The sequence below is a fragment of the Pseudomonas sp. c313 genome (assembly GCF_055407145.1).
On sequence record NZ_JBUZRD010000007.1, the window covers coordinates 153,394 to 175,708 of the forward strand.

At 57.4% G+C, this 22,315-nt stretch carries 20 protein-coding genes; all 20 read left to right on the forward strand.

All coding sequences use genetic code 11. From position 1 onward, the window contains the following. The first annotated feature begins 3 nt into the window (after positions 1-3). The 20 genes from mnmE to ACZRKZ_RS19830 all read left to right on the forward strand — a co-directional run bounded on the left by mnmE (position 4) and on the right by ACZRKZ_RS19830 (position 22,315). On the forward strand, positions 4-1,374 hold the full coding sequence (mnmE, locus tag ACZRKZ_RS19735) for a tRNA uridine-5-carboxymethylaminomethyl(34) synthesis GTPase MnmE (RefSeq protein ID WP_463967515.1): 1,371 nt from the start codon (positions 4-6) through the stop codon (positions 1,372-1,374). A gap of 551 nt (positions 1,375-1,925) precedes the next feature. Further along, positions 1,926-3,818 carry a tRNA uridine-5-carboxymethylaminomethyl(34) synthesis enzyme MnmG gene (gene mnmG / locus ACZRKZ_RS19740; RefSeq protein WP_463967516.1) on the forward strand — a complete coding sequence of 631 codons (1,893 nt, stop codon included), beginning with the start codon at positions 1,926-1,928 and terminating at the stop codon, positions 3,816-3,818. Beyond that, positions 3,815-4,459, forward strand: a complete 645-nt coding sequence (rsmG, locus tag ACZRKZ_RS19745) for a 16S rRNA (guanine(527)-N(7))-methyltransferase RsmG (RefSeq protein ID WP_463982499.1) — start codon at positions 3,815-3,817, stop codon at positions 4,457-4,459. The genes mnmG and rsmG overlap by 4 nt, the downstream gene beginning before the upstream one ends. An 18-nt stretch (positions 4,460-4,477) precedes the next feature. Then, positions 4,478-5,275 (forward strand): ParA family protein, encoded by a 798-nt coding sequence (locus tag ACZRKZ_RS19750; protein WP_133100640.1) that lies wholly within the window; start codon positions 4,478-4,480, stop codon positions 5,273-5,275. A gap of 9 nt (positions 5,276-5,284) precedes the next feature. Then, entirely contained in the window at positions 5,285-6,157 is an 873-nt protein-coding gene (locus tag ACZRKZ_RS19755) for a ParB/RepB/Spo0J family partition protein (protein WP_149412830.1), read from the forward strand. A gap of 148 nt (positions 6,158-6,305) precedes the next feature. After that, the gene (locus ACZRKZ_RS19760) at positions 6,306-6,713 is read left to right on the forward strand and encodes a F0F1 ATP synthase subunit I (RefSeq protein ID WP_463967518.1); all 408 of its coding nucleotides are present in this window, start codon (positions 6,306-6,308) and stop codon (positions 6,711-6,713) included. A 16-nt stretch (positions 6,714-6,729) separates the two neighbouring features. Further along, complete coding sequence (gene atpB, locus ACZRKZ_RS19765) at positions 6,730-7,599, forward strand: F0F1 ATP synthase subunit A (RefSeq protein WP_149412832.1); 870 nt, start codon at positions 6,730-6,732, stop codon at positions 7,597-7,599. A gap of 133 nt (positions 7,600-7,732) precedes the next feature. Continuing rightward, positions 7,733-7,990 carry a F0F1 ATP synthase subunit C gene (atpE, locus tag ACZRKZ_RS19770; protein ID WP_002555987.1) on the forward strand — a complete coding sequence of 86 codons (258 nt, stop codon included), beginning with the start codon at positions 7,733-7,735 and terminating at the stop codon, positions 7,988-7,990. A gap of 57 nt (positions 7,991-8,047) precedes the next feature. After that, positions 8,048-8,518, forward strand: coding sequence for a F0F1 ATP synthase subunit B (locus tag ACZRKZ_RS19775; RefSeq protein ID WP_149412833.1), 471 nt, complete (start codon positions 8,048-8,050; stop codon positions 8,516-8,518). Positions 8,519-8,530: 12 nt separating this feature from the next. Beyond that, positions 8,531-9,067: a F0F1 ATP synthase subunit delta gene (locus ACZRKZ_RS19780; protein WP_149412834.1), complete on the forward strand. Its 537-nt coding sequence runs from the start codon at positions 8,531-8,533 to the stop codon at positions 9,065-9,067. Positions 9,068-9,088: 21 nt separating this feature from the next. Next, on the forward strand, positions 9,089-10,633 hold the full coding sequence (gene atpA / locus ACZRKZ_RS19785; protein ID WP_133100646.1) for a F0F1 ATP synthase subunit alpha: 1,545 nt from the start codon (positions 9,089-9,091) through the stop codon (positions 10,631-10,633). 50 nt (positions 10,634-10,683) lie between these two features. Further along, positions 10,684-11,544 (forward strand): F0F1 ATP synthase subunit gamma, encoded by an 861-nt coding sequence (gene atpG, locus ACZRKZ_RS19790; protein WP_463967520.1) that lies wholly within the window; start codon positions 10,684-10,686, stop codon positions 11,542-11,544. Between the two features lie 27 nt (positions 11,545-11,571). After that, positions 11,572-12,951, forward strand: coding sequence for a F0F1 ATP synthase subunit beta (gene atpD / locus ACZRKZ_RS19795; RefSeq protein WP_149412836.1), 1,380 nt, complete (start codon positions 11,572-11,574; stop codon positions 12,949-12,951). Between the two features lie 44 nt (positions 12,952-12,995). Continuing rightward, entirely contained in the window at positions 12,996-13,421 is a 426-nt protein-coding gene (locus ACZRKZ_RS19800) for a F0F1 ATP synthase subunit epsilon (protein WP_463982500.1), read from the forward strand. A 115-nt stretch (positions 13,422-13,536) separates the two neighbouring features. Next, a complete protein-coding gene (gene glmU / locus ACZRKZ_RS19805; protein WP_463982501.1) occupies positions 13,537-14,904 on the forward strand; it encodes a bifunctional UDP-N-acetylglucosamine diphosphorylase/glucosamine-1-phosphate N-acetyltransferase GlmU in 1,368 nt (455 codons plus the stop codon). Between the two features lie 135 nt (positions 14,905-15,039). Further along, complete coding sequence (locus tag ACZRKZ_RS19810) at positions 15,040-15,807, forward strand: DeoR/GlpR family DNA-binding transcription regulator (RefSeq protein ID WP_463982502.1); 768 nt, start codon at positions 15,040-15,042, stop codon at positions 15,805-15,807. Between the two features lie 10 nt (positions 15,808-15,817). Further along, positions 15,818-17,665 (forward strand): glutamine--fructose-6-phosphate transaminase (isomerizing), encoded by a 1,848-nt coding sequence (gene glmS / locus ACZRKZ_RS19815; RefSeq protein WP_463982503.1) that lies wholly within the window; start codon positions 15,818-15,820, stop codon positions 17,663-17,665. A gap of 145 nt (positions 17,666-17,810) precedes the next feature. Next, positions 17,811-18,638 (forward strand): TnsA endonuclease N-terminal domain-containing protein, encoded by an 828-nt coding sequence (locus tag ACZRKZ_RS19820; RefSeq protein WP_463982504.1) that lies wholly within the window; start codon positions 17,811-17,813, stop codon positions 18,636-18,638. 13 nt (positions 18,639-18,651) lie between these two features. Next, positions 18,652-20,712, forward strand: coding sequence for a transposase (locus tag ACZRKZ_RS19825; RefSeq protein ID WP_463982520.1), 2,061 nt, complete (start codon positions 18,652-18,654; stop codon positions 20,710-20,712). Further along, positions 20,705-22,315, forward strand: coding sequence for an ATP-binding protein (locus tag ACZRKZ_RS19830; RefSeq protein ID WP_463982505.1), 1,611 nt, complete (start codon positions 20,705-20,707; stop codon positions 22,313-22,315). Before ACZRKZ_RS19825 ends, ACZRKZ_RS19830 begins: the two co-directional genes overlap by 8 nt.

Sequence of the window (22,315 nt, forward strand, 5' to 3'; positions counted from 1 at the left end):
TTGATGAGCGCTCCTCGTGAAACCATAGCCGCCGTCGCCACCGCTCAAGGTCGTGGCGGTGTCGGTATCGTTCGTATTTCCGGGCCGCTCGCCGGCATCGCGGCTCAAGCCATCATTGGTCGCGAACTGAAGCCTCGGTACGCCCATTACGGGCCGTTCTTCAATGACGATGAAGAAGTGCTGGACGAGGGTATCGCCTTATATTTTCCGGGCCCCAATTCCTTTACCGGTGAGGACGTCCTGGAACTGCAGGGTCACGGCGGCCCGATCGTGTTGGATATGCTGCTGCAACGCTGCCTGCAACTGGGCTGTCGCCTGGCTCGGCCGGGTGAGTTCAGCGAGCGGGCGTTTCTCAATGACAAGCTTGACCTTGCACAAGCCGAAGCAATTGCCGACCTGATCGAAGCCAGTTCTGCCCAGGCCGCGCGCAATGCCTTGCGCTCGTTGCAGGGGGCATTTTCCCTGCGTGTGCATAATCTCACCGAGCAGTTGATCAGTTTGCGGATCTACGTCGAGGCGGCGATTGATTTTCCGGAAGAGGAAATAGACTTTCTGGCCGATGGTCATGTCCTGGCGATGCTGGACAAAGTTCGTTATGAGTTATCCACAGTCCAGCGTGAAGCGGGACAGGGTGCGTTGCTGCGCGATGGGATGACAGTGGTGATTGCCGGTCGTCCCAATGCCGGTAAATCCAGCTTGCTTAATGCCCTCGCTGGCCGGGAAGCGGCGATCGTTACTGAAATTGCCGGCACCACTCGGGATATCTTGCGTGAACATATCCACATCGATGGCATGCCGCTGCACGTTGTTGATACCGCTGGCTTGCGCGATACCGACGACCAAGTGGAAAAAATCGGCGTGGAGCGGGCACTCAAGGCTATCAGCGAGGCTGATCGGATATTACTGGTAGTGGATGCGACGGCTCCAGAGGCTGTGGATCCTTTTGCCCTGTGGCCAGAGTTTCTTGAACAACGGCCGGATCCGGCGAAGGTCACGCTGATTCGTAACAAGGCTGACCTCACCGGTGAGCCCATAGCGCTGGAAGTTAGCGAAGATGGCCACGTGACCATCAGCCTTAGCGCCAAGTCCGCAGGTGATGGCCTGGAACTGCTGCGCGACCATCTCAAAGCGTGCATGGGCTATGAGCAGACCTCGGAGAGCAGCTTCAGTGCTCGCCGTAGGCACCTGGAGGCGTTGCGCCATGCCAGCACGGCCCTTGAGCATGGTCGGGCGCAGTTGACCCTGGCTGGGGCTGGAGAGCTGCTGGCCGAAGATTTGCGTCAGGCACAGCAGCTATTGGGCGAAATTACCGGGGCATTCAGTTCCGACGACTTGCTCGGAAGGATCTTTTCCAGCTTCTGCATCGGTAAATAGACCCTCGTTACTCACAGACAGGCCATTCGCGCCTGTCTGTTCTGCCCGCTTCAGGGCATTCAATTCCTACTTCTGACAAGCGCTATCGGTTGCGATGGCTTTTTCGTGGGCGCGATTTGCTGCACCAAGCGTTTTTCTGTGGATTAAGCCCTGTGAATAACAGCCCCTGTACTCGGTTGATAACCGGGCTTGAAAACTGAGGAAAACCACGCCTGTGGATAAGTAGCTGTTTAATCCACAGGCTTAAAGCACTTATCCAAGTGCCTTATCGGCACCTAACCACAGACTTTTGAATCCTTGTACATGACATAAATAAAGGCCTGTAGAAATCTATCCACAGAAAAGTGCCTCAGTATTAATAAACATAAAAATAAAGATTTAATATATTTCTCTCTTTTAATTTCTATTGTCTGTGATTCATCCACAGCTGGTTAAATTTTGTGCAAAGGGTTCTTTAGGAAGGGCTAAGTCCCTATACTTGCCGGCAGAGTTAGAAAACCTGAGCTCAACCCTTTCCTAATTACCCAACTGAAGCAGGCACGAGGTGCGTGGTGGATTTCCCTTCCCGTTTTGAAGTGATCGTCATCGGCGGCGGTCATGCCGGTACCGAGGCAGCACTGGCGTCAGCACGTATGGGGGCAAAGACCCTGTTGCTGACGCATAACGTGGAAACCCTCGGTGCCATGAGCTGCAACCCCGCCATTGGTGGGATTGGCAAAAGCCATCTGGTCAAGGAAATCGATGCCCTAGGCGGCGCGATGGCCATGGCCACCGATAAGGGTGGTATTCAATTTCGCGTGTTGAACAGCCGCAAAGGCCCGGCCGTGCGAGCCACTAGGGCTCAAGCCGACCGGATTTTGTACAAGGCCGCTGTCCGCGAAACCCTGGAAAACCAGCCCAACCTGTGGATATTTCAGCAAGCCGCTGATGATCTGATCGTTGAACAGGACCAGGTACGTGGTGTTGTTACCCAAATGGGTCTGCGTTTCTTCGCAGAATCTGTTGTATTGACCACGGGTACCTTCCTCGGCGGACTTATCCACATCGGGCTGCAGAACTATTCAGGCGGCCGCGCCGGTGATCCGCCTTCAATTGCCCTTGCGCAGCGTCTTCGTGAGTTGCCATTGCGGGTCGGGCGTTTGAAAACCGGTACACCACCGCGTATCGACGGCCGTTCCGTGGACTTCTCGGTGATGACCGAGCAAGCCGGCGACACGCCGATCCCGGTGATGTCGTTCATGGGGTCCAAGGAACAGCATCCGAAACAGGTCAGTTGCTGGATTACCCATACCAACGCCCGGACTCACGAAATCATTGCCGCGAACCTCGATCGTTCGCCGATGTATTCCGGGGTGATCGAAGGCGTTGGCCCGCGCTACTGCCCGTCGATTGAAGACAAGATCCACCGCTTTGCCGACAAGGAAAGCCATCAGGTCTTTATCGAGCCGGAAGGTCTGACCACTCACGAGCTGTACCCGAACGGGATTTCTACTTCCCTGCCGTTTGACGTGCAAATACAGATCGTGCAATCGATTCGCGGCATGGAAAACGCCCATATCGTGCGTCCGGGCTACGCCATCGAGTACGACTACTTCGATCCGCGTGACCTGAAATACAGCCTGGAAACCAAGGTCATCGGCGGTCTGTTCTTCGCCGGGCAAATCAACGGCACCACCGGTTACGAAGAGGCTGGTGCCCAGGGTTTGCTGGCCGGAGCCAACGCGGCCCTGCGTGCACAGGGCAAAGACAGCTGGTGTCCGCGTCGCGATGAAGCGTATATCGGGGTGTTGGTCGATGATCTGATCACCCTGGGTACCCAGGAACCGTACCGAATGTTCACGTCCCGGGCCGAATATCGCCTGATCCTGCGCGAAGACAACGCCGACCTGCGCCTGACCGAAAAAGGTCGCGAGCTGGGTCTGGTGGATGACGCGCGTTGGGCTGCGTTCTGCAAAAAACGCGAAAGTGTCGAACTGGAAGAGCAGCGCCTGAAAAGCACCTGGGTTCGCCCTGGCACCGAACAAGGCGATGCCATTGCCGAGAAATTCGGTACGCCGCTGACTCACGAATACAACTTGCTGAACCTGCTGTCCCGTCCGGAAATCGACTACGCTGGTCTGATCTCGGTGACTGGCGGTGGTGCAGAAGATCCACAGGTCGCCGAGCAGGTCGAAATCAAGACCAAATACGCCGGTTACATTGATCGCCAGCAAGACGAGATTGCGCGTCTGCGGGCTAGTGAAGACACCAAGCTGCCTGTGGATATCGATTACACGAACATCTCGGGTCTCTCCAAGGAGATCCAGGGCAAGCTGGGGATAACTCGGCCGGAGACCCTGGGCCAGGCGTCCCGTATACCGGGCGTCACCCCGGCAGCTATTTCGCTGTTGATGATTCATTTGAAAAAACGCGGCGCGGGCCGTCAGTTGGAGCAAAGCGCTTGAGTTCGTTGGTCACCCTGCAACACGCCGAAGAGTTATCCACAGGTGCTCGCCAATTGGGCGTTGACCTGACAGAGGCCCAGCACGAATTGCTGTTGGGTTATCTGGCCCTGTTGATCAAATGGAACAAGGCTTACAACCTGACGGCGGTGCGCGATCCCGACGAAATGGTTTCCCGGCATTTGCTCGACAGCCTCAGCGTCATGCCGTTTATCGAAAACGGCCGCTGGCTCGATGTCGGCAGTGGCGGCGGTATGCCTGGCATCCCTATGGCGATCCTGTTTCCCGAGTCGCAAGTGACCTGCCTGGACAGCAACGGCAAGAAAACCCGCTTCCTGACCCAGGTCAAACTCGAACTCAAACTCGACAACCTGAAAGTTATCCACAGCCGCGCCGAAACCTTCACGCCTGAACAGCCATTCAACGGAATCGTTTCGCGGGCGTTCAGCAGCATGGAGAACTTCAGTAACTGGACCCGCCATCTTGGCGACCGCGATACCCGTTGGCTGGCAATGAAGGGCGTTCATCCAAGCGACGAGCTGTTAGCATTGCCGGCAGACTTCCACCTCGATAGCGAACACGCCTTGGCCGTACCCGGTTGCCAAGGCCAACGCCATCTGCTGATACTGCGCCGCACGGCATGATTGGGAACACAAGCAAGAATGGCTAAGGTATTCGCGATAGCGAACCAGAAAGGTGGCGTGGGCAAAACCACCACCTGCATCAACCTCGCAGCATCCCTGGTTGCTACCAAGCGTCGGGTGCTGTTGATCGATCTCGATCCACAAGGCAACGCCACCATGGGTAGCGGTGTGGATAAACACGGCCTGGAAAACTCGGTCTACGACTTGCTGATTGGCGAGTGCGACCTGGCCCAGGCCATGCACTATTCCGAGCACGGCGGTTACCAACTGCTGCCGGCCAACCGCGATTTGACGGCGGCGGAAGTGGTGCTGCTGGAAATGCAGATGAAAGAAAGCCGTCTGCGCAGCGCCTTGGCGCCGATTCGCGAAAATTACGACTACATTTTGATCGATTGCCCGCCGTCGCTGTCGATGCTGACGATTAACGCATTGGTCGCCGCCGATGGGGTAATTATCCCCATGCAGTGCGAGTACTTCGCCCTCGAAGGCTTGAGCGATCTTGTGGATAACATCAAGCGCATCGCTGAATTGCTCAACCCGAACCTGAAAGTCGAAGGTTTGCTGCGGACCATGTATGACCCGCGCCTGAGCCTGATGAACGACGTGTCAGCGCAGCTCAAGGAACACTTTGGCGACCAGCTTTACGACACGGTGATTCCACGCAATATTCGCCTGGCCGAAGCGCCAAGCTATGGCATGCCCGCGCTGGCGTACGACAAGTCATCTCGTGGTGCTCTTGCTTACCTCGCCTTGGCGGGTGAGATGGTTCGTCGCCAACGCCGCAACTCACGCACCGCTGCAGCCCAGCCAACTTAAGGAATCCTCATGGCCGTCAAGAAACGAGGTCTCGGACGTGGACTGGATGCACTGCTGAGTGGTCCGACTGTTACTTCACTTGAAGAACAAGCGGTGCAGGCTGACCAGCGTGAGCTGCAGCACCTGCCGCTGGACCTGATCCAGCGCGGCAAATACCAGCCACGCCGGGACATGGACCCCCAGGCACTGGAAGAACTGGCCCAGTCGATCAAGGCCCAGGGCGTGATGCAGCCGATCGTGGTGCGCCCGATTGGCGGCGGCCGCTTTGAAATCATCGCCGGCGAACGCCGTTGGCGCGCCAGCCAACAGGCCGGCCAGGAAACCATCCCGGCGATGGTTCGCGATGTGTCGGATGAAACCGCCATTGCCATGGCGTTGATCGAAAACATCCAGCGCGAAGACCTAAATCCCATTGAAGAGGCGGTGGCCTTGCAGCGTTTGCAGCAGGAATTCCAGCTGACTCAGCAACAGGTCGCCGACGCGGTGGGTAAATCTCGCGTTACCGTCTCCAACTTGTTGCGCCTGATCGCGCTTCCGGAAGTGATCAAAACCATGCTTTCTCACGGCGACCTGGAAATGGGTCACGCTCGTGCTTTACTCGGTTTGCCGGAAAATCAGCAGGTTGAAGGGGCGCGACACGTTGTCGCACGAGGGCTCACCGTTCGTCAGACCGAGGCCCTGGTTCGCCAGTGGCTCAGTGGTAAACCAGAACCTGTCGAAGCCGCCAAACCTGATCCGGATATCGCACGCCTGGAGCAGCGCCTGGCGGAACGCCTAGGCTCTGCGGTACAAATTCGCCACGGCAAGAAAGGCAAAGGTCAATTGGTCATCGGATATAACTCTCTCGATGAGCTTCAGGGCGTACTTGCCCACATCCGCTGAAACATTTGCTTATGTAGCGCACAGTCGGAAATCACTACCTGGCTGTTGAATAGGGGCAGAACCGCCCCTATACTCTGCGCGCATTTTGTCGGCACAAATGATGCCAAGTTATTGATTTCCGGCAGCCGACTATTGGGGAGCAAGAGTGATGGAAAACCGCACGCCAAACACGTTGCCGTTCCATCGCTTGGCCGTTTTTCCGGTGTTATTGGCCCAATTTGTCATTTTGCTGATCGCCGCATTGGCGCTTTGGTATTGGCATGGGGTCGTAGCCGGATACTCAGGACTCTGCGGAGGGCTGATAGCCTTGCTGCCCAATATGTATTTTGCTCACAGGGCCTTTCGGTTTTCCGGCGCCCGAGCAGCCCAAGCCATCGTCCGGTCTTTTTATGCCGGTGAGGCGGGCAAACTGATTTTGACGGCAGTGCTCTTTGCGCTGACGTTTGCAGGTGTAAAGCCATTGGCGCCGCTGGCTGTATTCGGCGTCTTCGTGTTGACCCAACTGGTCAGCTGGTTTTCGCCCCTGCTGATGAGAACAAGATTTTCGAGACCTTAGGGCGTTTGAGGCAACCATGGCAGAGACAACCGCTTCGGGCTATATCCAGCACCACTTGCAGAACCTGACCTTCGGTCAGCTACCCAATAGCGGCTGGGGCTTTGCTCACACCGCAGCAGAAGCCAAAGAAATGGGCTTTTGGGCTTTCCACGTCGATACCCTCGGCTGGTCGGTCGCATTGGGTCTGATTTTCGTCCTGATTTTCCGCATGGCGGCAAAGAAGGCGACTTCCGGTCAGCCAGGTGCTTTGCAGAACTTCGTTGAAGTATTGGTCGAATTCGTCGATGGCAGCGTGAGAGACAGCTTCCATGGCCGTAGCCCGGTGATTGCACCGCTGGCACTGACCATCTTCGTCTGGGTGTTCCTGATGAACGCCGTCGACCTGATACCGGTCGATTGGATTCCTCAGTTGGCCATCCTGATCACCGGCGATGCGCACATTCCATTCCGTGCCGTATCGACCACTGATCCTAACGCCACCCTGGGTATGGCCCTGTCGGTGTTTGCGTTGATCATTTTCTACAGCATCAAGGTCAAGGGCATCGGCGGCTTCATCGGCGAACTGACCCTGCACCCGTTTGGCAGCAAGAACATTTTCCTGCAAGCGCTGCTGATCCCGGTGAACTTCCTGCTGGAATTTGTCACCCTGATCGCCAAGCCAATCTCATTGGCACTGCGACTGTTCGGCAACATGTACGCCGGCGAACTGGTCTTCATTCTGATTGCTGTGATGTTCGGCAGCGGTCTGCTCTGGCTTAGCGGCCTGGGCATTGTTCTGCAGTGGGCGTGGGCTGTGTTCCACATCCTGATCATCACCCTGCAGGCGTTTATCTTCATGATGTTGACCATCGTTTACCTGTCGATGGCGCACGAAGAGAACCATTAAGACCAGTCTCGACTAGTCTGATGTCCTTCCCGGTGAAACGGGAAGGTGGCCCTTCAGGGCTATGAAACGATTTGTTTTACCGCTTTAAAATCTAAAAAACCTAAACCATACGACGTAAAAGTCGGGAGGAAAGATGGAAACTGTAGTTGGTCTAACCGCTATCGCTGTTGCACTGTTGATCGGCCTGGGCGCCCTGGGTACTGCCATTGGTTTCGGCCTGTTGGGCGGCAAGTTCCTGGAAGGCGCCGCGCGTCAGCCAGAAATGGTTCCAATGCTGCAAGTTAAAATGTTCATCGTCGCCGGCCTGCTCGACGCCGTGACCATGATCGGCGTTGGTATCGCTCTGTTCTTCACCTTCGCGAACCCCTTCGTTGGTCAACTCGCTGGCTAATCACTCGAATTTTCGAGTTGATTAGAGTGATGGACAACGAACGAGCGAGGTGTTGGCGTGAACATTAATGCAACCCTGATTGGCCAGTCCGTTGCGTTCTTCATTTTTGTACTGTTTTGCATGAAGTTCGTGTGGCCTCCGGTCATCGCGGCTTTGCACGAACGTCAGAAGAAGATCGCGGATGGACTGGACGCTGCCGCCCGAGCAGCTCGCGACCTGGAATTGGCCCAAGATAAAGTGGGTCAAAAACTGCGCGAAGCAAAAGCTCAGGCAGCCGAAATCATTGAGCAAGCCAAGAAACGCGGTAACCAGATCGTTGAAGAGGCTGTTGAAAAAGCCCGTATCGACGCTGACCGTGTGAAGGTTCAGGCTCAGGCCGAGATCGAGCAGGAACTGAATAGTGTCAAAGATGCGCTGCGTGCCCAACTGGGTGCTCTGGCCGTCGGCGGTGCCGAGAAGATCCTGGGTGCCACAATCGATCAAAACGCGCACGCGGAGCTGGTTAACAAACTGGCTGCTGAAATTTAAGCGAGGGCGATCATGGCAGAATTGACCACGTTGGCCCGACCTTACGCTAAGGCAGCCTTCGAGCACGCCCAGGCCCACCAGCAACTGGCCTCTTGGTCAGCCATGCTCGGCCTGGCTGCAGCAGTGTCGCAAAACGACACCATGCAGCGCGTGCTCAAGGCCCCGCGACTGACGAGCGCAGACAAGGCCGCCACGTTTATTGACGTGTGCGGCGACAAGTTTGATGTGAAAGTGCAGAACTTCATCCACGTCGTTGCCGAAAATGACCGTCTCCCGCTTTTGCCGGAGATCGCCGCTCTGTTTGACCTGTACAAGGCCGAACAAGAGAAATCGGTAGATGTTGAAGTCATCAGTGCTTTTGCATTGAACCAAGAACAGCAAGACAAACTCGCCAAGGTTCTCAGTGCACGACTCGACCGGGAAGTGCGCCTGCAAGTTGCGGAGGATGCCACCCTGATTGGTGGTGTCATCATTCGCGCCGGCGACCTGGTTATCGATGGCTCGATTCGCGGCAAACTCGCGAATCTTGCCGAAGCATTGAAATCTTGAGTTTGAAGGGGCAGCAGAGCAATGCAGCAACTCAATCCTTCCGAAATAAGTGAAATTATCAAGGGCCGCATCGACAAGCTCGATGTGACCTCCCAAGCCCGTAACGAAGGCACTGTCGTCAGCGTATCTGACGGCATCGTGCGGATTCACGGTCTGGCCGACGTTATGTACGGCGAGATGATCGAGTTTCCGGGCGGCGTCTTCGGTATGGCTCTCAACCTGGAGCAAGACTCTGTAGGTGCCGTTGTATTGGGCTCCTACCAGACTCTGGCCGAAGGCATGAGCGCCAAGTGCACAGGCCGCATCCTGGAGGTTCCGGTTGGTAAGGAACTGCTGGGTCGCGTTGTCGACGCACTGGGTAACCCAGTTGACGGCAAAGGTCCGCTGAACAACACCGAGACCGATGCGGTCGAGAAAGTTGCTCCAGGCGTGATCTGGCGTAAGTCGGTAGACCAGCCTGTACAGACTGGCTACAAGGCTGTTGATGCCATGATTCCTGTCGGCCGTGGCCAGCGTGAGCTGATCATCGGTGACCGTCAGATCGGTAAAACCGCTCTGGCGATCGACGCGATCATCAACCAGAAAAACAGCGGGATCTTCTGCGTCTACGTAGCTATTGGTCAGAAACAATCGACCATCGCCAACGTGGTTCGCAAGCTGGAAGAAAACGGCGCCTTGGCTAACACCATCGTCGTGGCCGCCAGTGCTTCCGAATCCGCTGCACTGCAGTTCCTGGCACCGTACTCCGGTTGCACCATGGGCGAGTACTTCCGCGACCGCGGTGAAGACGCGCTGATCGTTTATGACGATCTGTCCAAGCAAGCAGTGGCTTACCGCCAGATTTCCCTGCTGCTGCGCCGTCCACCAGGCCGTGAAGCTTACCCAGGCGACGTGTTCTATCTCCACTCCCGTCTGCTGGAGCGCGCATCCCGCGTTTCGGAAGAGTGGGTAGAGAAGTTCACCAACGGCGCAGTGACCGGCAAAACCGGTTCCCTGACCGCACTGCCGATCATCGAAACCCAGGCTGGCGACGTTTCCGCGTTCGTTCCGACCAACGTGATTTCCATCACCGACGGTCAGATCTTCCTGGAATCGGCCATGTTCAACTCCGGGATCCGTCCTGCAGTGAACGCCGGTGTTTCGGTATCCCGTGTGGGTGGTGCCGCTCAGACCAAGATCATCAAGAAGCTCTCCGGTGGTATCCGTACCGCTCTGGCTCAGTACCGTGAACTGGCGGCATTCGCCCAGTTTGCTTCTGACCTGGACGAAGCGACCCGTAAGCAACTTGAGCATGGTCAGCGCGTTACCGAGCTGATGAAGCAGAAGCAATACGCACCAATGTCGATCGCTGACATGGCGCTGTCGCTGTATGCCGCTGAGCGTGGGTTCCTGACCGACGTTGAAATCACCAAGGTCGGCAGCTTTGAACAAGCGCTGATTGCTTACTTCAACCGCGATCACGCCGAATTGATGGCGAAGATCAACGTGAAAGGTGACTTCAATGACGACATCGACGCTGGCATCAAAGCCGGTATCGAGAAGTTCAAGGCCACCCAAACCTGGTAAGCCGCAGCGGGGGCCGTGAGGCTCCCGCTTGCTAACCTGATAGGTGTTACATGGCAGGCGCAAAAGAGATTCGCAGTAAGATTGCGAGCATCAAAAGCACGCAAAAGATCACCAGCGCCATGGAAAAAGTGGCGGTCAGCAAAATGCGCAAGGCACAAATGCGCATGGCTGCTAGCCGTCCCTACGCGGATCGTATCCGCCAGGTTATTGGTCATCTGGCCAACGCCAACCCGGAATATCGCCACCCGTTCATGCTCGACCGCGAAGTAAAGCGTGTCGGTTATGTTGTGGTGAGCAGTGACCGTGGTTTGTGCGGTGGTTTGAATACCAACCTGTTCAAGGCCCTGGTCAAGGACATGGCGGTAAACCGCGAAAACGGCGTCGAGATTGATCTGTGTGTGATCGGTAGCAAGGGTGCGGCCTTTTTCCGCAACTTCGGCGGTAACGTCGTTGCAGCTATCAGTCACCTGGGTGAAGAACCGTCGATCAATGACCTGATCGGCAGCGTCAAGGTGATGCTGGATGCTTACCTGGAAGGCCGGATTGACCGCCTGTCCGTGGTATCCAACAAGTTCATCAACACCATGACGCAACAGCCTACCGTGGAGCAGTTGATTCCATTGGTGGCGACCCCGGAACAAGAACTCAAGCACCACTGGGACTACCTCTACGAACCAGACGCCAAAGAGCTGCTTGACGGCTTGATGGTGCGCTACGTGGAGTCGCAGGTGTACCAGGCGGTGGTCGAGAACAACGCGGCTGAACAAGCTGCGCGGATGATCGCGATGAAGAGCGCTACCGACAACGCCGGTGATTTGATCAGCGATTTGCAGCTGGTCTACAACAAGGCGCGTCAGGCTGCGATCACCCAAGAGATCTCGGAAATCGTCGGCGGCGCTGCCGCGGTTTAACGGTTCAAATATTCAGAGGATCCAGCTATGAGTAGCGGACGTATCGTTCAAATCATCGGCGCCGTTATCGACGTGGAATTCCCACGCGACAGCGTACCGAGCATCTACAACGCTTTGAAAGTCAAAAGCGATGCCGGCACCACCCTGGAAGTTCAGCAGCAGCTGGGCGACGGTGTGGTTCGTACCATTGCAATGGGTTCCACCGAGGGCTTGAAGCGCGGCCTGGAAGTCACTGACTCTGGCGCTGCCATCTCCGTACCGGTCGGTAAAGCGACCCTGGGCCGGATCATGGACGTCCTCGGTAACCCGATCGACGAAGCCGGTCCAATCGACACCGAAGAGCGCTGGGGCATTCACCGTCCTGCGCCATCCTTTGCGGAACAAGCGGGCGGCAACGACCTGCTGGAAACCGGCATCAAGGTTATCGACCTGGTTTGCCCGTTCGCCAAGGGCGGTAAAGTCGGTCTGTTCGGTGGTGCCGGTGTAGGCAAAACCGTAAACATGATGGAACTGATCCGTAACATCGCCATCGAGCACAGCGGTTTTTCCGTGTTCGCTGGTGTGGGTGAGCGTACTCGTGAGGGTAACGACTTCTACCACGAGATGAAGGACTCCAACGTTCTGGACAAAGTGGCACTGGTTTACGGTCAGATGAACGAGCCGCCGGGTAACCGTCTGCGCGTAGCACTGACCGGCCTGACCATGGCCGAGAAGTTCCGTGACGAAGGTAACGACGTTCTGCTGTTCGTCGACAACATCTATCGTTACACCCTGGCCGGTACTGAAGTATCCGCACTGCTGGGCCGTATGCCTTCCGCAGTAGGTTACCAGCCGACCCTGGCCGAAGAGATGGGTACTCTGCAAGAGCGTATCACTTCGACCAAAAACGGTTCGATCACCTCGATCCAAGCGGTATACGTACCTGCGGATGACTTGACTGACCCGTCGCCAGCGACCACCTTCGCCCACTTGGACGCTACCGTCGTACTATCCCGTGACATCGCCTCCCTGGGTATCTACCCAGCGGTCGATCCACTGGACTCGACTTCGCGCCAGCTGGATCCGAGCGTGATCGGCCAGGAACACTACGACACCGCTCGCGGCGTTCAGTACGTGCTGCAGCGTTACAAAGAACTGAAGGACATTATTGCGATCCTGGGTATGGACGAGCTGTCGGAAACCGACAAGCAGTTGGTATCTCGCGCTCGTAAGATCCAGCGCTTCTTGTCGCAGCCGTTCTTCGTGGCTGAAGTCTTCACCGGTGCCTCGGGTAAATACGTTTCCCTGAAAGACACCATTGCTGGCTTCAAAGGCATCCTCAACGGTGACTACGACCACCTGCCAGAACAAGCGTTCTACATGGTCGGCGGCATCGAAGAAGCGATCGAGAAAGCCAAGAAACTGTAATCCTGGCGCCCGGCAACGGGCGCTACTCAGGTTGAGGCAAGCAGATGGCTATGACAGTCCATTGCGATATCGTCAGCGCGGAAGGGGAAATTTTCTCCGGTCTGGTTGAGATGGTAGTAGCGCACGGCGAACTGGGTGACCTTGGTATTGCCATGGGTCACGCACCGTTGATCACCAGCTTGAAGCCAGGTCCGATCACTCTGACCAAGCTAGGCGGGGAAAAGGAGGTGTTTTACATCTCTGGTGGTTTCCTCGAGGTTCAGCCGAACATGGTCAAGGTACTTGCCGATACCGTGCAACGTGCCGCCGACCTGGATGAAGCCTCCGCTCAGGACGCCGTCAAGGCTGCCGAGAAGGCCCTGAATGAAAAAGGCGCAGATTTCGACTACGGTTCTGCTGCTGCACGTCTGGCCGAGGCGACAGCTCAGCTGCGCACCGTCCAGCAGATCCGCAAGAAGTTTGGCGGCTAAGCCGTCACGCCTCATGTGTGATTGATTAAAAAGGGTAGCCTCGGCTACCCTTTTTCTTTATTTGCAAAACACTTCTTTGGTCTGAAGTCTGACCGCCCAGGATTGGTAGCCATTCATGTCTCTCGAAATCGTAATTCTCGCCGCAGGCCAAGGTACTCGCATGCGTTCGGCGCTGCCCAAGGTGCTGCACCCGGTCGCCGGTGACTCCATGCTTGGCCATGTTATCCACAGCGCCCGGCAACTGGCCCCCCAACGTATCCATGTAGTGATTGGCCATGGAGCTGATGTGGTGCGTGAGCGGCTGGCGGCGGACGATTTGAATTTCGTATTGCAGGACAAGCAACTGGGTACCGGTCACGCCACCGCCCAAGCCGTGCCTTTCATTAAGGCTGACACGGTGTTGATCCTTTACGGCGACGTGCCGTTGATCGAGGTGCAAACCCTACAACGCCTGCTCAAGCACGTGGTGCCCGGTCAAATGGGCCTGCTGACCGTTGAGCTGGATGACCCAACTGGCTATGGTCGGATCGTGCGCAATGCCGATGGCAAGGTCACTGCGATCGTCGAGCATAAAGACGCAAGCGAAGCCCAACGTGTCATCACCGAAGGCAACACCGGTATCCTCGCTGTACCTGCTGATTGCCTGGCGGACTGGATGAGCCGCCTGTCCAATAACAACGTCCAGGGTGAGTACTACCTGACCGACGTGATTGAAATGGCTGTTAGCGATGGCCTGCTGGTTGCCACCGAGCAGCCCCACGACCCCATGGAAGTGCAGGGCGCCAACGACCGCAAGCAACTGGCCGAACTGGAGCGTCACTATCAGCAACGTGAAGCCCGTCGCCTGATGGCGCTTGGTGTCACCTTGCGTGACCCGGCGCGTTTCGATGTGCGCGGCGATGTCACTGTGGGCCGCGATGTGCTCATCGACATCAACGTGATCCTCGAAGGCCGTGTGGTTATTGAAGATGACGTAGTCATCGGCCCGAACTGCGTGATCAAGGACAGCACCCTGCGCAAAGGCGTGGTGATCAAGGCCAACAGCCATATCGAAGGCGCAGTGATGGGTGAGGGTAGCGATGCCGGCCCATTTGCCCGTCTGCGTCCAGGCAGCGTGCTGGGTGCCAAAGCCCATGTGGGTAACTTCGTCGAACTGAAAAACGCCAATCTGGGTGACGGCGCCAAGGTAGGTCACCTGACCTACCTAGGTGATTCGGTGATCGGTGCTCGCACCAACATCGGCGCTGGCACCATCACCTGCAACTACGATGGCGCCAACAAGCATCAGACGACCATCGGCGAAGACGTGTTTATTGGCTCCAACAACTCTCTGGTGGCCCCAGTGACCATTGGCGATGGTGCCAACACCGCTGCGGGTTCGACCATCAATCAGGATGTGGATAAGTCCCAACTGGCCGTAGCCCGCGCCCGTCAACGCAACATCGACGGCTGGAAACGCCCGGTCAAGACCAAGAAGACCTGAGTTATCCACAGCCCCGCAAACCTGTTGGTCCGGTACGTCGGTCCAACAGGTTTTTTTATGCCTTGTGCTTGACGATTTCTCTCCAATAGGTTTTTATTGCCTTCGTTATCTTTCGAAACGAAACTTATCATCACCATGTCGAAACGAAATACACCCCAACGACGCCACAACATTCTTGCCTTGCTCACCGAGCGGGGTGAAGTCAGCGTGGACGAACTGGCCAAGCGTTTCGAAACTTCGGAAGTGACCATCCGCAAGGATCTCGCTGCGCTGGAGAGCAACGGCTTGTTGCTGCGACGCTACGGCGGTGCGATCACCATGCCCCAGGAGTTGGTGGGTGATCCCGCCCAGCCTATCTCGGTCTACAAACGCGCCATCGCCCGTGCGGCTGTGAATCAGCTGCGTGAACATGCGCGGATCATCATCGACAGTGGCAGCACCACCGCCGCCATGATCCCCGAACTGGGCCATCAACCCGGCCTAGTGGTAATGACCAACTCGCTGCACGTGGCCAGTGCCCTGAGCGAATTGGAACACGAGCCGGTGCTATTAATGACCGGCGGCACCTGGGACCCCCATTCGGACTCGTTCCAGGGCCAGGTCGCCGAGCAGGTATTGCGCTCCTACGATTTCGACCAACTGTTCATCGGCGCCGACGGCATCGATCTACAGCGCGGCACCACCACGTTCAATGAGTTGCTGGGGCTGAGCCGGGTTATGGCCGAAGTCGCCCGTGAAGTGGTGGTCATGGTCGAGTCCGACAAGATTGGCCGCAAGATCCCCAACCTGGAACTGCCCTGGAGCAGCGTCCATACCCTTATTACCGATGATCGCCTGCCGCTTGAGGCCCGCGACCAGATTCAAGCCCGCGGCATTACGCTGATTTGCGCGGCAGTCATCTAGGAGAGAAACCATGTGTGGAATTGTTGGCGCAGTCGCTGAACGAAACGTCACCGCCATTTTGCTTGAAGGCCTCAAACGTCTTGAATACCGTGGCTATGACAGCGCTGGTGTGGCGGTTTTTTCCAACGCCGGCAAGCTTGAGCGCATGCGTCGCCCGGGCAAGGTTGCTGAGCTGGAACAAGCCCTGGCCGGCGAGCCTCTGGTCGGCCGTCTGGGCATCGCCCACACCCGTTGGGCAACCCACGGCGCACCGTGCGAACGCAACGCCCACCCGCACTTCTCCGGTGACCTGGCGGTGGTTCACAACGGCATTATTGAAAACCACGAAGGGCTGCGCGAACAGCTCAAAGGCCTGGGCTATGTGTTCACTTCGGACACCGATACCGAAGTCATCGCCCACCTGCTGAACCACAAACTCAAGGACCACAGCGACCTGGCCACCGCCCTCAAGGCTACCGTCAAGGAACTGCATGGCGCCTATGGCCTGGCCGCGATCAGCGCCAGCCAACCGGATCGCCTGGTCGCCGCCCGCAGTGGCAGCCCGCTGGTGATCGGCTTGGGCCTGGGCGAAAACTTCCTGGCCTCTGACCAATTGGCCCTGCGCCAGGTCACTGACCGCTTCATGTACCTGGAAGAAGGCGATATCGCCGACATCCGCCGCGAAAGCGTGGCGATCTGGGACGTTAACGGTCAGCCGGTCGAACGCGAAGCCGTGCAGTACCGCGACGGTGCCGAAGCCGCCGACAAGGGTGAGTTCCGCCACTTCATGCTCAAGGAAATCCACGAGCAACCATCCGTGGTGCAACGTACCCTGGAAGGCCGCCTGAGCCACAATCAGGTACTGGTCCAGGCCTTCGGCCCGCAAGCCGCTGAACTGTTCGCCAAAGTGCGCAATGTGCAGATCGTCGCCTGCGGCACCAGCTACCACGCCGGTATGGTCGCCCGTTACTGGCTGGAAGAACTGGCCGGCATCCCGTGCCAGGTGGAAGTGGCCAGCGAGTTCCGCTATCGCAAAGTGGTAGTGCAACCGGACACCCTGTTCGTCACCATCTCCCAGTCCGGCGAAACCGCCGACACCCTGGCCGCCCTGCGTAACGCCAAGTTGCTCTCTACAAAAGAAGGGGGCTACCTCGCCAGCCTGGCGATCTGCAACGTCAGCATCAGCTCCCTGGTGCGCGAGTCCGACCTGACCCTGCTGACCCAGGCCGGTCGTGAAATCGGCGTGGCGTCCACCAAAGCCTTCACCACCCAGCTGGTCGGTCTGTTGCTGCTGACCCTGTCCCTTGGCCAGGTTCGCGGCACACTCGCCGAAGGCGTCGAAGCCACCCTGGTGGAAGAGCTGCGCCGCTTGCCAACCCGTCTGGGCGAAGCCCTGGCCATGGACAGCACCGTGGAGAAAGTCGCCGAACTATTTGCCGACAAAAACCACACTCTGTTCCTCGGCCGTGGCGCGCAATACCCGGTGGCGATGGAAGGCGCCCTCAAGCTCAAGGAAATTTCCTATATCCACGCCGAAGCCTACCCGGCCGGTGAGCTAAAGCACGGCCCGTTGGCCCTGGTGGATGACGATATGCCGGTGGTCACCGTTGCGCCAAACAACGAGCTGCTGGAGAAGCTCAAGTCCAACCTGCAGGAAGTCCGCGCCCGTGGCGGCCAACTGATCGTCTTTGCTGATGAGAAGGCAGGCATGACCAATGGCGAAGGCACCCACGTCATTAACATGCCGCACATCCACGACATCTTGTCGCCAATCCTCTACACCATCCCGTTGCAACTGCTGTCGTATTACGTCGCCGTGCTCAAGGGCACTGACGTTGACCAGCCGCGCAACCTGGCGAAATCGGTGACAGTGGAGTAAGCCATTCAGGGATTACCCATACCCTTGTGGGATGCAAATAAAGGTTCATCCGTATAAATAAAGTATCATCCGTATAAATAAAGTTTCATCCTGAGCCTGCATCCGCTATGTTGAGGTCATCGACACAGCGGGGGCAGGCTTTCTCATGTCTGGAACATTCAAGGGGCTGACCCAGGCCCAGATCGATAGAAGGCTCAAGGACGGGCGTGGCCAAGGCCAGGGATCAGACTACAAGCCGTTCATCTACACTAGGGACGTGTCCTCGCTGGGGCGCTCCCACCGCCTGCCTGGCAGCAAGACCCGGCGTTTACACCATCTTCTATCCGATCTTGAACTGGCCATCTTCCTGACCTTGGATCGGTCTCCCCATGTCACCGATATCCGTGAACAGTTTCCGATGCGGGTCGAAGATACGGTGCGCATCGCCGAGGAGCTTGGCCTGCCCCACGGGCGTTACAAGGGCACCCCGCAGGTACTGACCAGCGACTTTCTGGTGGATTTCGAAGATCCTCAGCGCCCGAGCATCGCGATTCAGGCCAAGTACAGTACCGACCTGCAGAAGCCTGAAGTTATCGAGAGGCTTGAGCTTGAAAGGCGCTACTGGCAGGAAAAAGGTATTCCCTGGGCCATCGTCACGGAGCGCGAGGTATCCAAGGTGGCATTTGCCAATATCCAATGGCTCTATCCTGCCCATGCTGAAGACGACATCGCTCAGGACGATCTCGCCCATTACCAGCAGCTGTTTCTGCTCGAGTTTCAGCGTCACCCAGACCGGAAGCTGACCGCTATTGCCCAAGGACTGGATACCTCCGGCCAGCTGGAGGCCGGTCAGGCGCTCTATTGGCTACGCCAGTTGTTGGCCCGGCACTGTTTCCTTTTCGATCTTGACACTCCTTACCGGGAGCTGAAGCCGAAAGACCTTGTTGCCAACTCTCATCAAATGCATCAGGAGCTGAGCAGTGTTGCCCGTTAATCAGGTGTTCAGGATGGGGGAACTGCGAAAGCGCCTGCTTTGGTCCGGTACCGAGCAGGCAATCTGGATTGATATCGATTCGGACACGGCGTTGCCCGAACCGATATCGATTGCAGAGTTGGAGCGTCTGCTCATGGAGCGGGAGCTGGAGAGCATTGCCGATCCCTTCGAGGAGACAGTCCTACGGGAGGTGGAGGAAGGTTCCCTTGATCAGCAGAAGCGTGATGAAGCTTGGGCAATGCTGGCGAATTTTGTGCACGATCCCCAGCTTTTCGTGCGGCGCCCCAGAGGGTTCATTGTTAGAGGCATCATGGAGCGCCATGGTGTCACCAATCAGACGGTGTATAGGTTACTGAGGCGCTACTGGCAGCGAGGCATGTGCAAGAATGCCCTCTTGCCGGACTATGTCAACTCGGGCGCCCGTGGCAAGCGCAGAAAGCCGAACCAGGCCAAGCTGGGCAGGCCCAGAGTGGTGATGGAGGGGAAAGGGAGCAATGTCACGCCGGACATCGAGCGCATTTTTCGCCGTGTCATCGAGGAACGCTTGCTCAAGGAAAAACATCCGTCCATTCCTGATGCCTACGCCTCCGGGCTGAACCTGCTCCGTGCTGTTCTGCCGGAGCTGCCGACCTCCGAACTGCCTACATTGGGGCAGTTCCGTTACTTCTATGGGCGCGAATATCACTTCACCGACACCTTGCCATGCAGGGTGTCCGCAGTGGATTTTGCCAAGGACTTCCGACCGCTCAGCAGTACATCGACGACCGAGGCACTGGGGCCTGGATACCGCTACCAGATAGATGCCACCATCGCCGATATCTATCTGGTTTCAGAACATGATCGCAGCCTTATCGTCGGCAGGCCTGTCGTTTACATGGTGATCGACGTGTTCAGCCGCATGGTCGTTGGTATGTACGTCGGATTCGAGGGGCCCTCCTGGGTCAGTGCCATGGTGGCATTGGCCAACACGGTCGCCGACAAGGTTGAGTATTGCCGCCAGTATGGCGTGGAGATCGATGCCAGCGACTGGTCGGTCAAAGGCTTGCCGGATGTGGTGCTGGCCGATAAGGGCGAACTGAATGGCACCAAGGTGGAAGCATTTTCCCAAGCCTTCGGCGTTCGCATCGAGAATGCACCGGCCAGGCGAGGAGATGCCAAGGGGATCGTCGAGCGTTATTTTCGGACGGTGCAGGAGCGTTTCAAGCCCTATGCCAGCGGTGTGGTCGAGGACACCACCAGCCGGAAGCGGGGTGGCCACGACTACAGGCTTGATGCCAGTCTGACCTTGCCCGAGTTCACCCAGATCATCATTGCCGGCATCCTCTACCACAACAACTTTCACACCTTGAGCAAATACGACAGGACCTCTGGTATGCCGGGCGATCTGCCAGCCATCCCGGTCATGCTGTGGAACTGGGGCTTGGCCAACCTGACCGGCCGGTTACGTACTGCGCCCGAGGAGCTGGTGCGGATCAATCTTTTGCCCCATGAGTCGGCCACGGTTTCGGAGCTGGGAATCAGGCTGTTCGGCTGCTTCTACACCTGCCAGGAAGCAATCAGGGAGGGTTGGTTTCACCGAGGCCAGGGGCGCCGGCCGACGGGGGTAACGGTCGCATACGATCCGCGTAGCGCCGACCACATCTACCTACGGCCGTCCAATAGTCTCAAGGACTACTGGGTTTGCGATCTTGCCGACCGCAGTCGACGCTTCAGGGGGATGACCTTCTGGGATGTCTGGCTGCTGTCCAGAGAGGAACGGCGTAGCGATACCAACGCGGCGGCGGAAGCTTTGGTAGAGAGAGGCAATCTTCTGAAGCAGATCGAGTCCATCGTTGCCCAGGCAGAGGATGCCAGTCCCGTCAAAACGGGTATGACCACGAAGGATCTGGGAACCCAGATCCGCGAGAACAAGCAGCAGGAAAAGCGCCAGGAACGCCAGAAAACAGCATTCAAACCGGAGAAAGCACAGCAGGAAAAGCCAGCCGAGGTGATCCCACTGCGGGGCGAGAAGCAGGAAGATTATGCCTTCCCAGATCTCAGTGACCTGATATTCAAGGAGGAAGAGGGTGACTGAAGAATTCCAGCGCGGAGTCATTCCCCTGGCGCGTTACCAGGAGCAGCAGCTTCCCGAGTATCAGGACAATCCGCTCATCAGCGCATTGCCTCCGATTCCTGATCTGCAGGAGGTGGTCGGTCTATTGCAGCAGCTTCCCGGTTTCGAGCCGCAGGAGGCGCTTCTGGATGGTCGGCTCAGGGCACATGCGATTGCCCGCCTGTTGCACGGCTTCTTCCAGCCGCTGAGCCATCACTTGGAGCTGGAGAGCAAGATCAGCCTGATGATCCGTCAAGGGTACATCGGTCGGAATCCGGTCAGCGGTGCTTGGTATGCGCACCTGCAGAATGGCTATCGCCGTGTCGAGGAGGAGGATCTGGATGCGGCGGTGTACCAGAGTGTCTCCTCTACGGCCAACAGCCTGTCGCTGTTCGGCTGCTCCGGTTGCGGCAAGACGCGCACGCTGGAGCGGATTCTGGGCATGTACCCCCAAGCTCTCCATCACCCTGATTACAACATCACCCAACTGGTCTACCTGAAGATCGACTGCCCAATTGACGGTGACTTGGATGAGCTGTGCCTGAGCTTCTTCAACGAAGTAGACAAGATCCTGGGTACCCACTACAGCCGTAGCCACGGACGCAAGAAGCTGGGTACCAAACGTCTGCTGGCATCCATGTGCCAGGTGGCCAATCTGCACACGCTCGGAGTGCTGATCATCGACGAGGTTCAGAACCTCAACGAGGCACGCTCCGGTGGTGCCGAAAAGATGCACAATTTCTTCGTGTCGCTGGTGAACACCATCGGTGTTCCGATCATTCAGGTCGGCACCCATCGGGCCAGCAAGTTCTTCCAGCGCACGTTCCGGGCTGCTCGGCGGGTCTCCGGGCTGGGTAGCATCCGCTGGGATAGGTTGCCTCGGGACGAGCACTGGAAGCGCCTGTTGAAGCGGCTCTGGAAGTACCAGTGGCTGCGAAATGCAGCGCCGCTGGACGACGAGCTGGAATCGACCATGTACGACCTCACCCAAGGGGTCATGGACATCGTCATCAAGCTGTTCGCGCTGGCGCAGATCCGGGCGATAGTGACAGGCGTCGAGTGCATCAAGCCGCTGTTGCTGCGCAAGGTTTTCGAGGACGAGTTCAAACCGGTCCATCCGATGCTGGCGGCCTTGCGGAGCGGTAGGCCCGAACTGATCGCCAAATATGACGACCTGCTGATGCCAGAGATCGAGGGACGGTTGCTGACCCTGACGCGCGCTCTGGGTAACGTCCCCCAACCGAAACCGCCGGCCCCTCCGGCTGATGACAAGGCGAAGCGGCTGGCCACCCTGCTCGAAGATATGGAAATCCCGAGGGACATCGCCATTCCCATGGCCGACGAATTGTTGGCGGAGAATCCGGACATCCCGCTGGCGGCCCTGATTCACAAGGCCACGGCCTACCTCGCGCAGGACGCTCCCAAGAGGCCCGGCATTTCCAGAGTTAAGCGGACGGAGTGGGGATGCCTGTCCGAGGAGGATCTGCGCCGACGTTATGCCGATGGGCCGGAAAGCGAGGCCTATGACAAATTCAAGCAGGCTGGCTTGATCCTCGATCTACGGCCTCTGCTGAAGGCAAGCTGA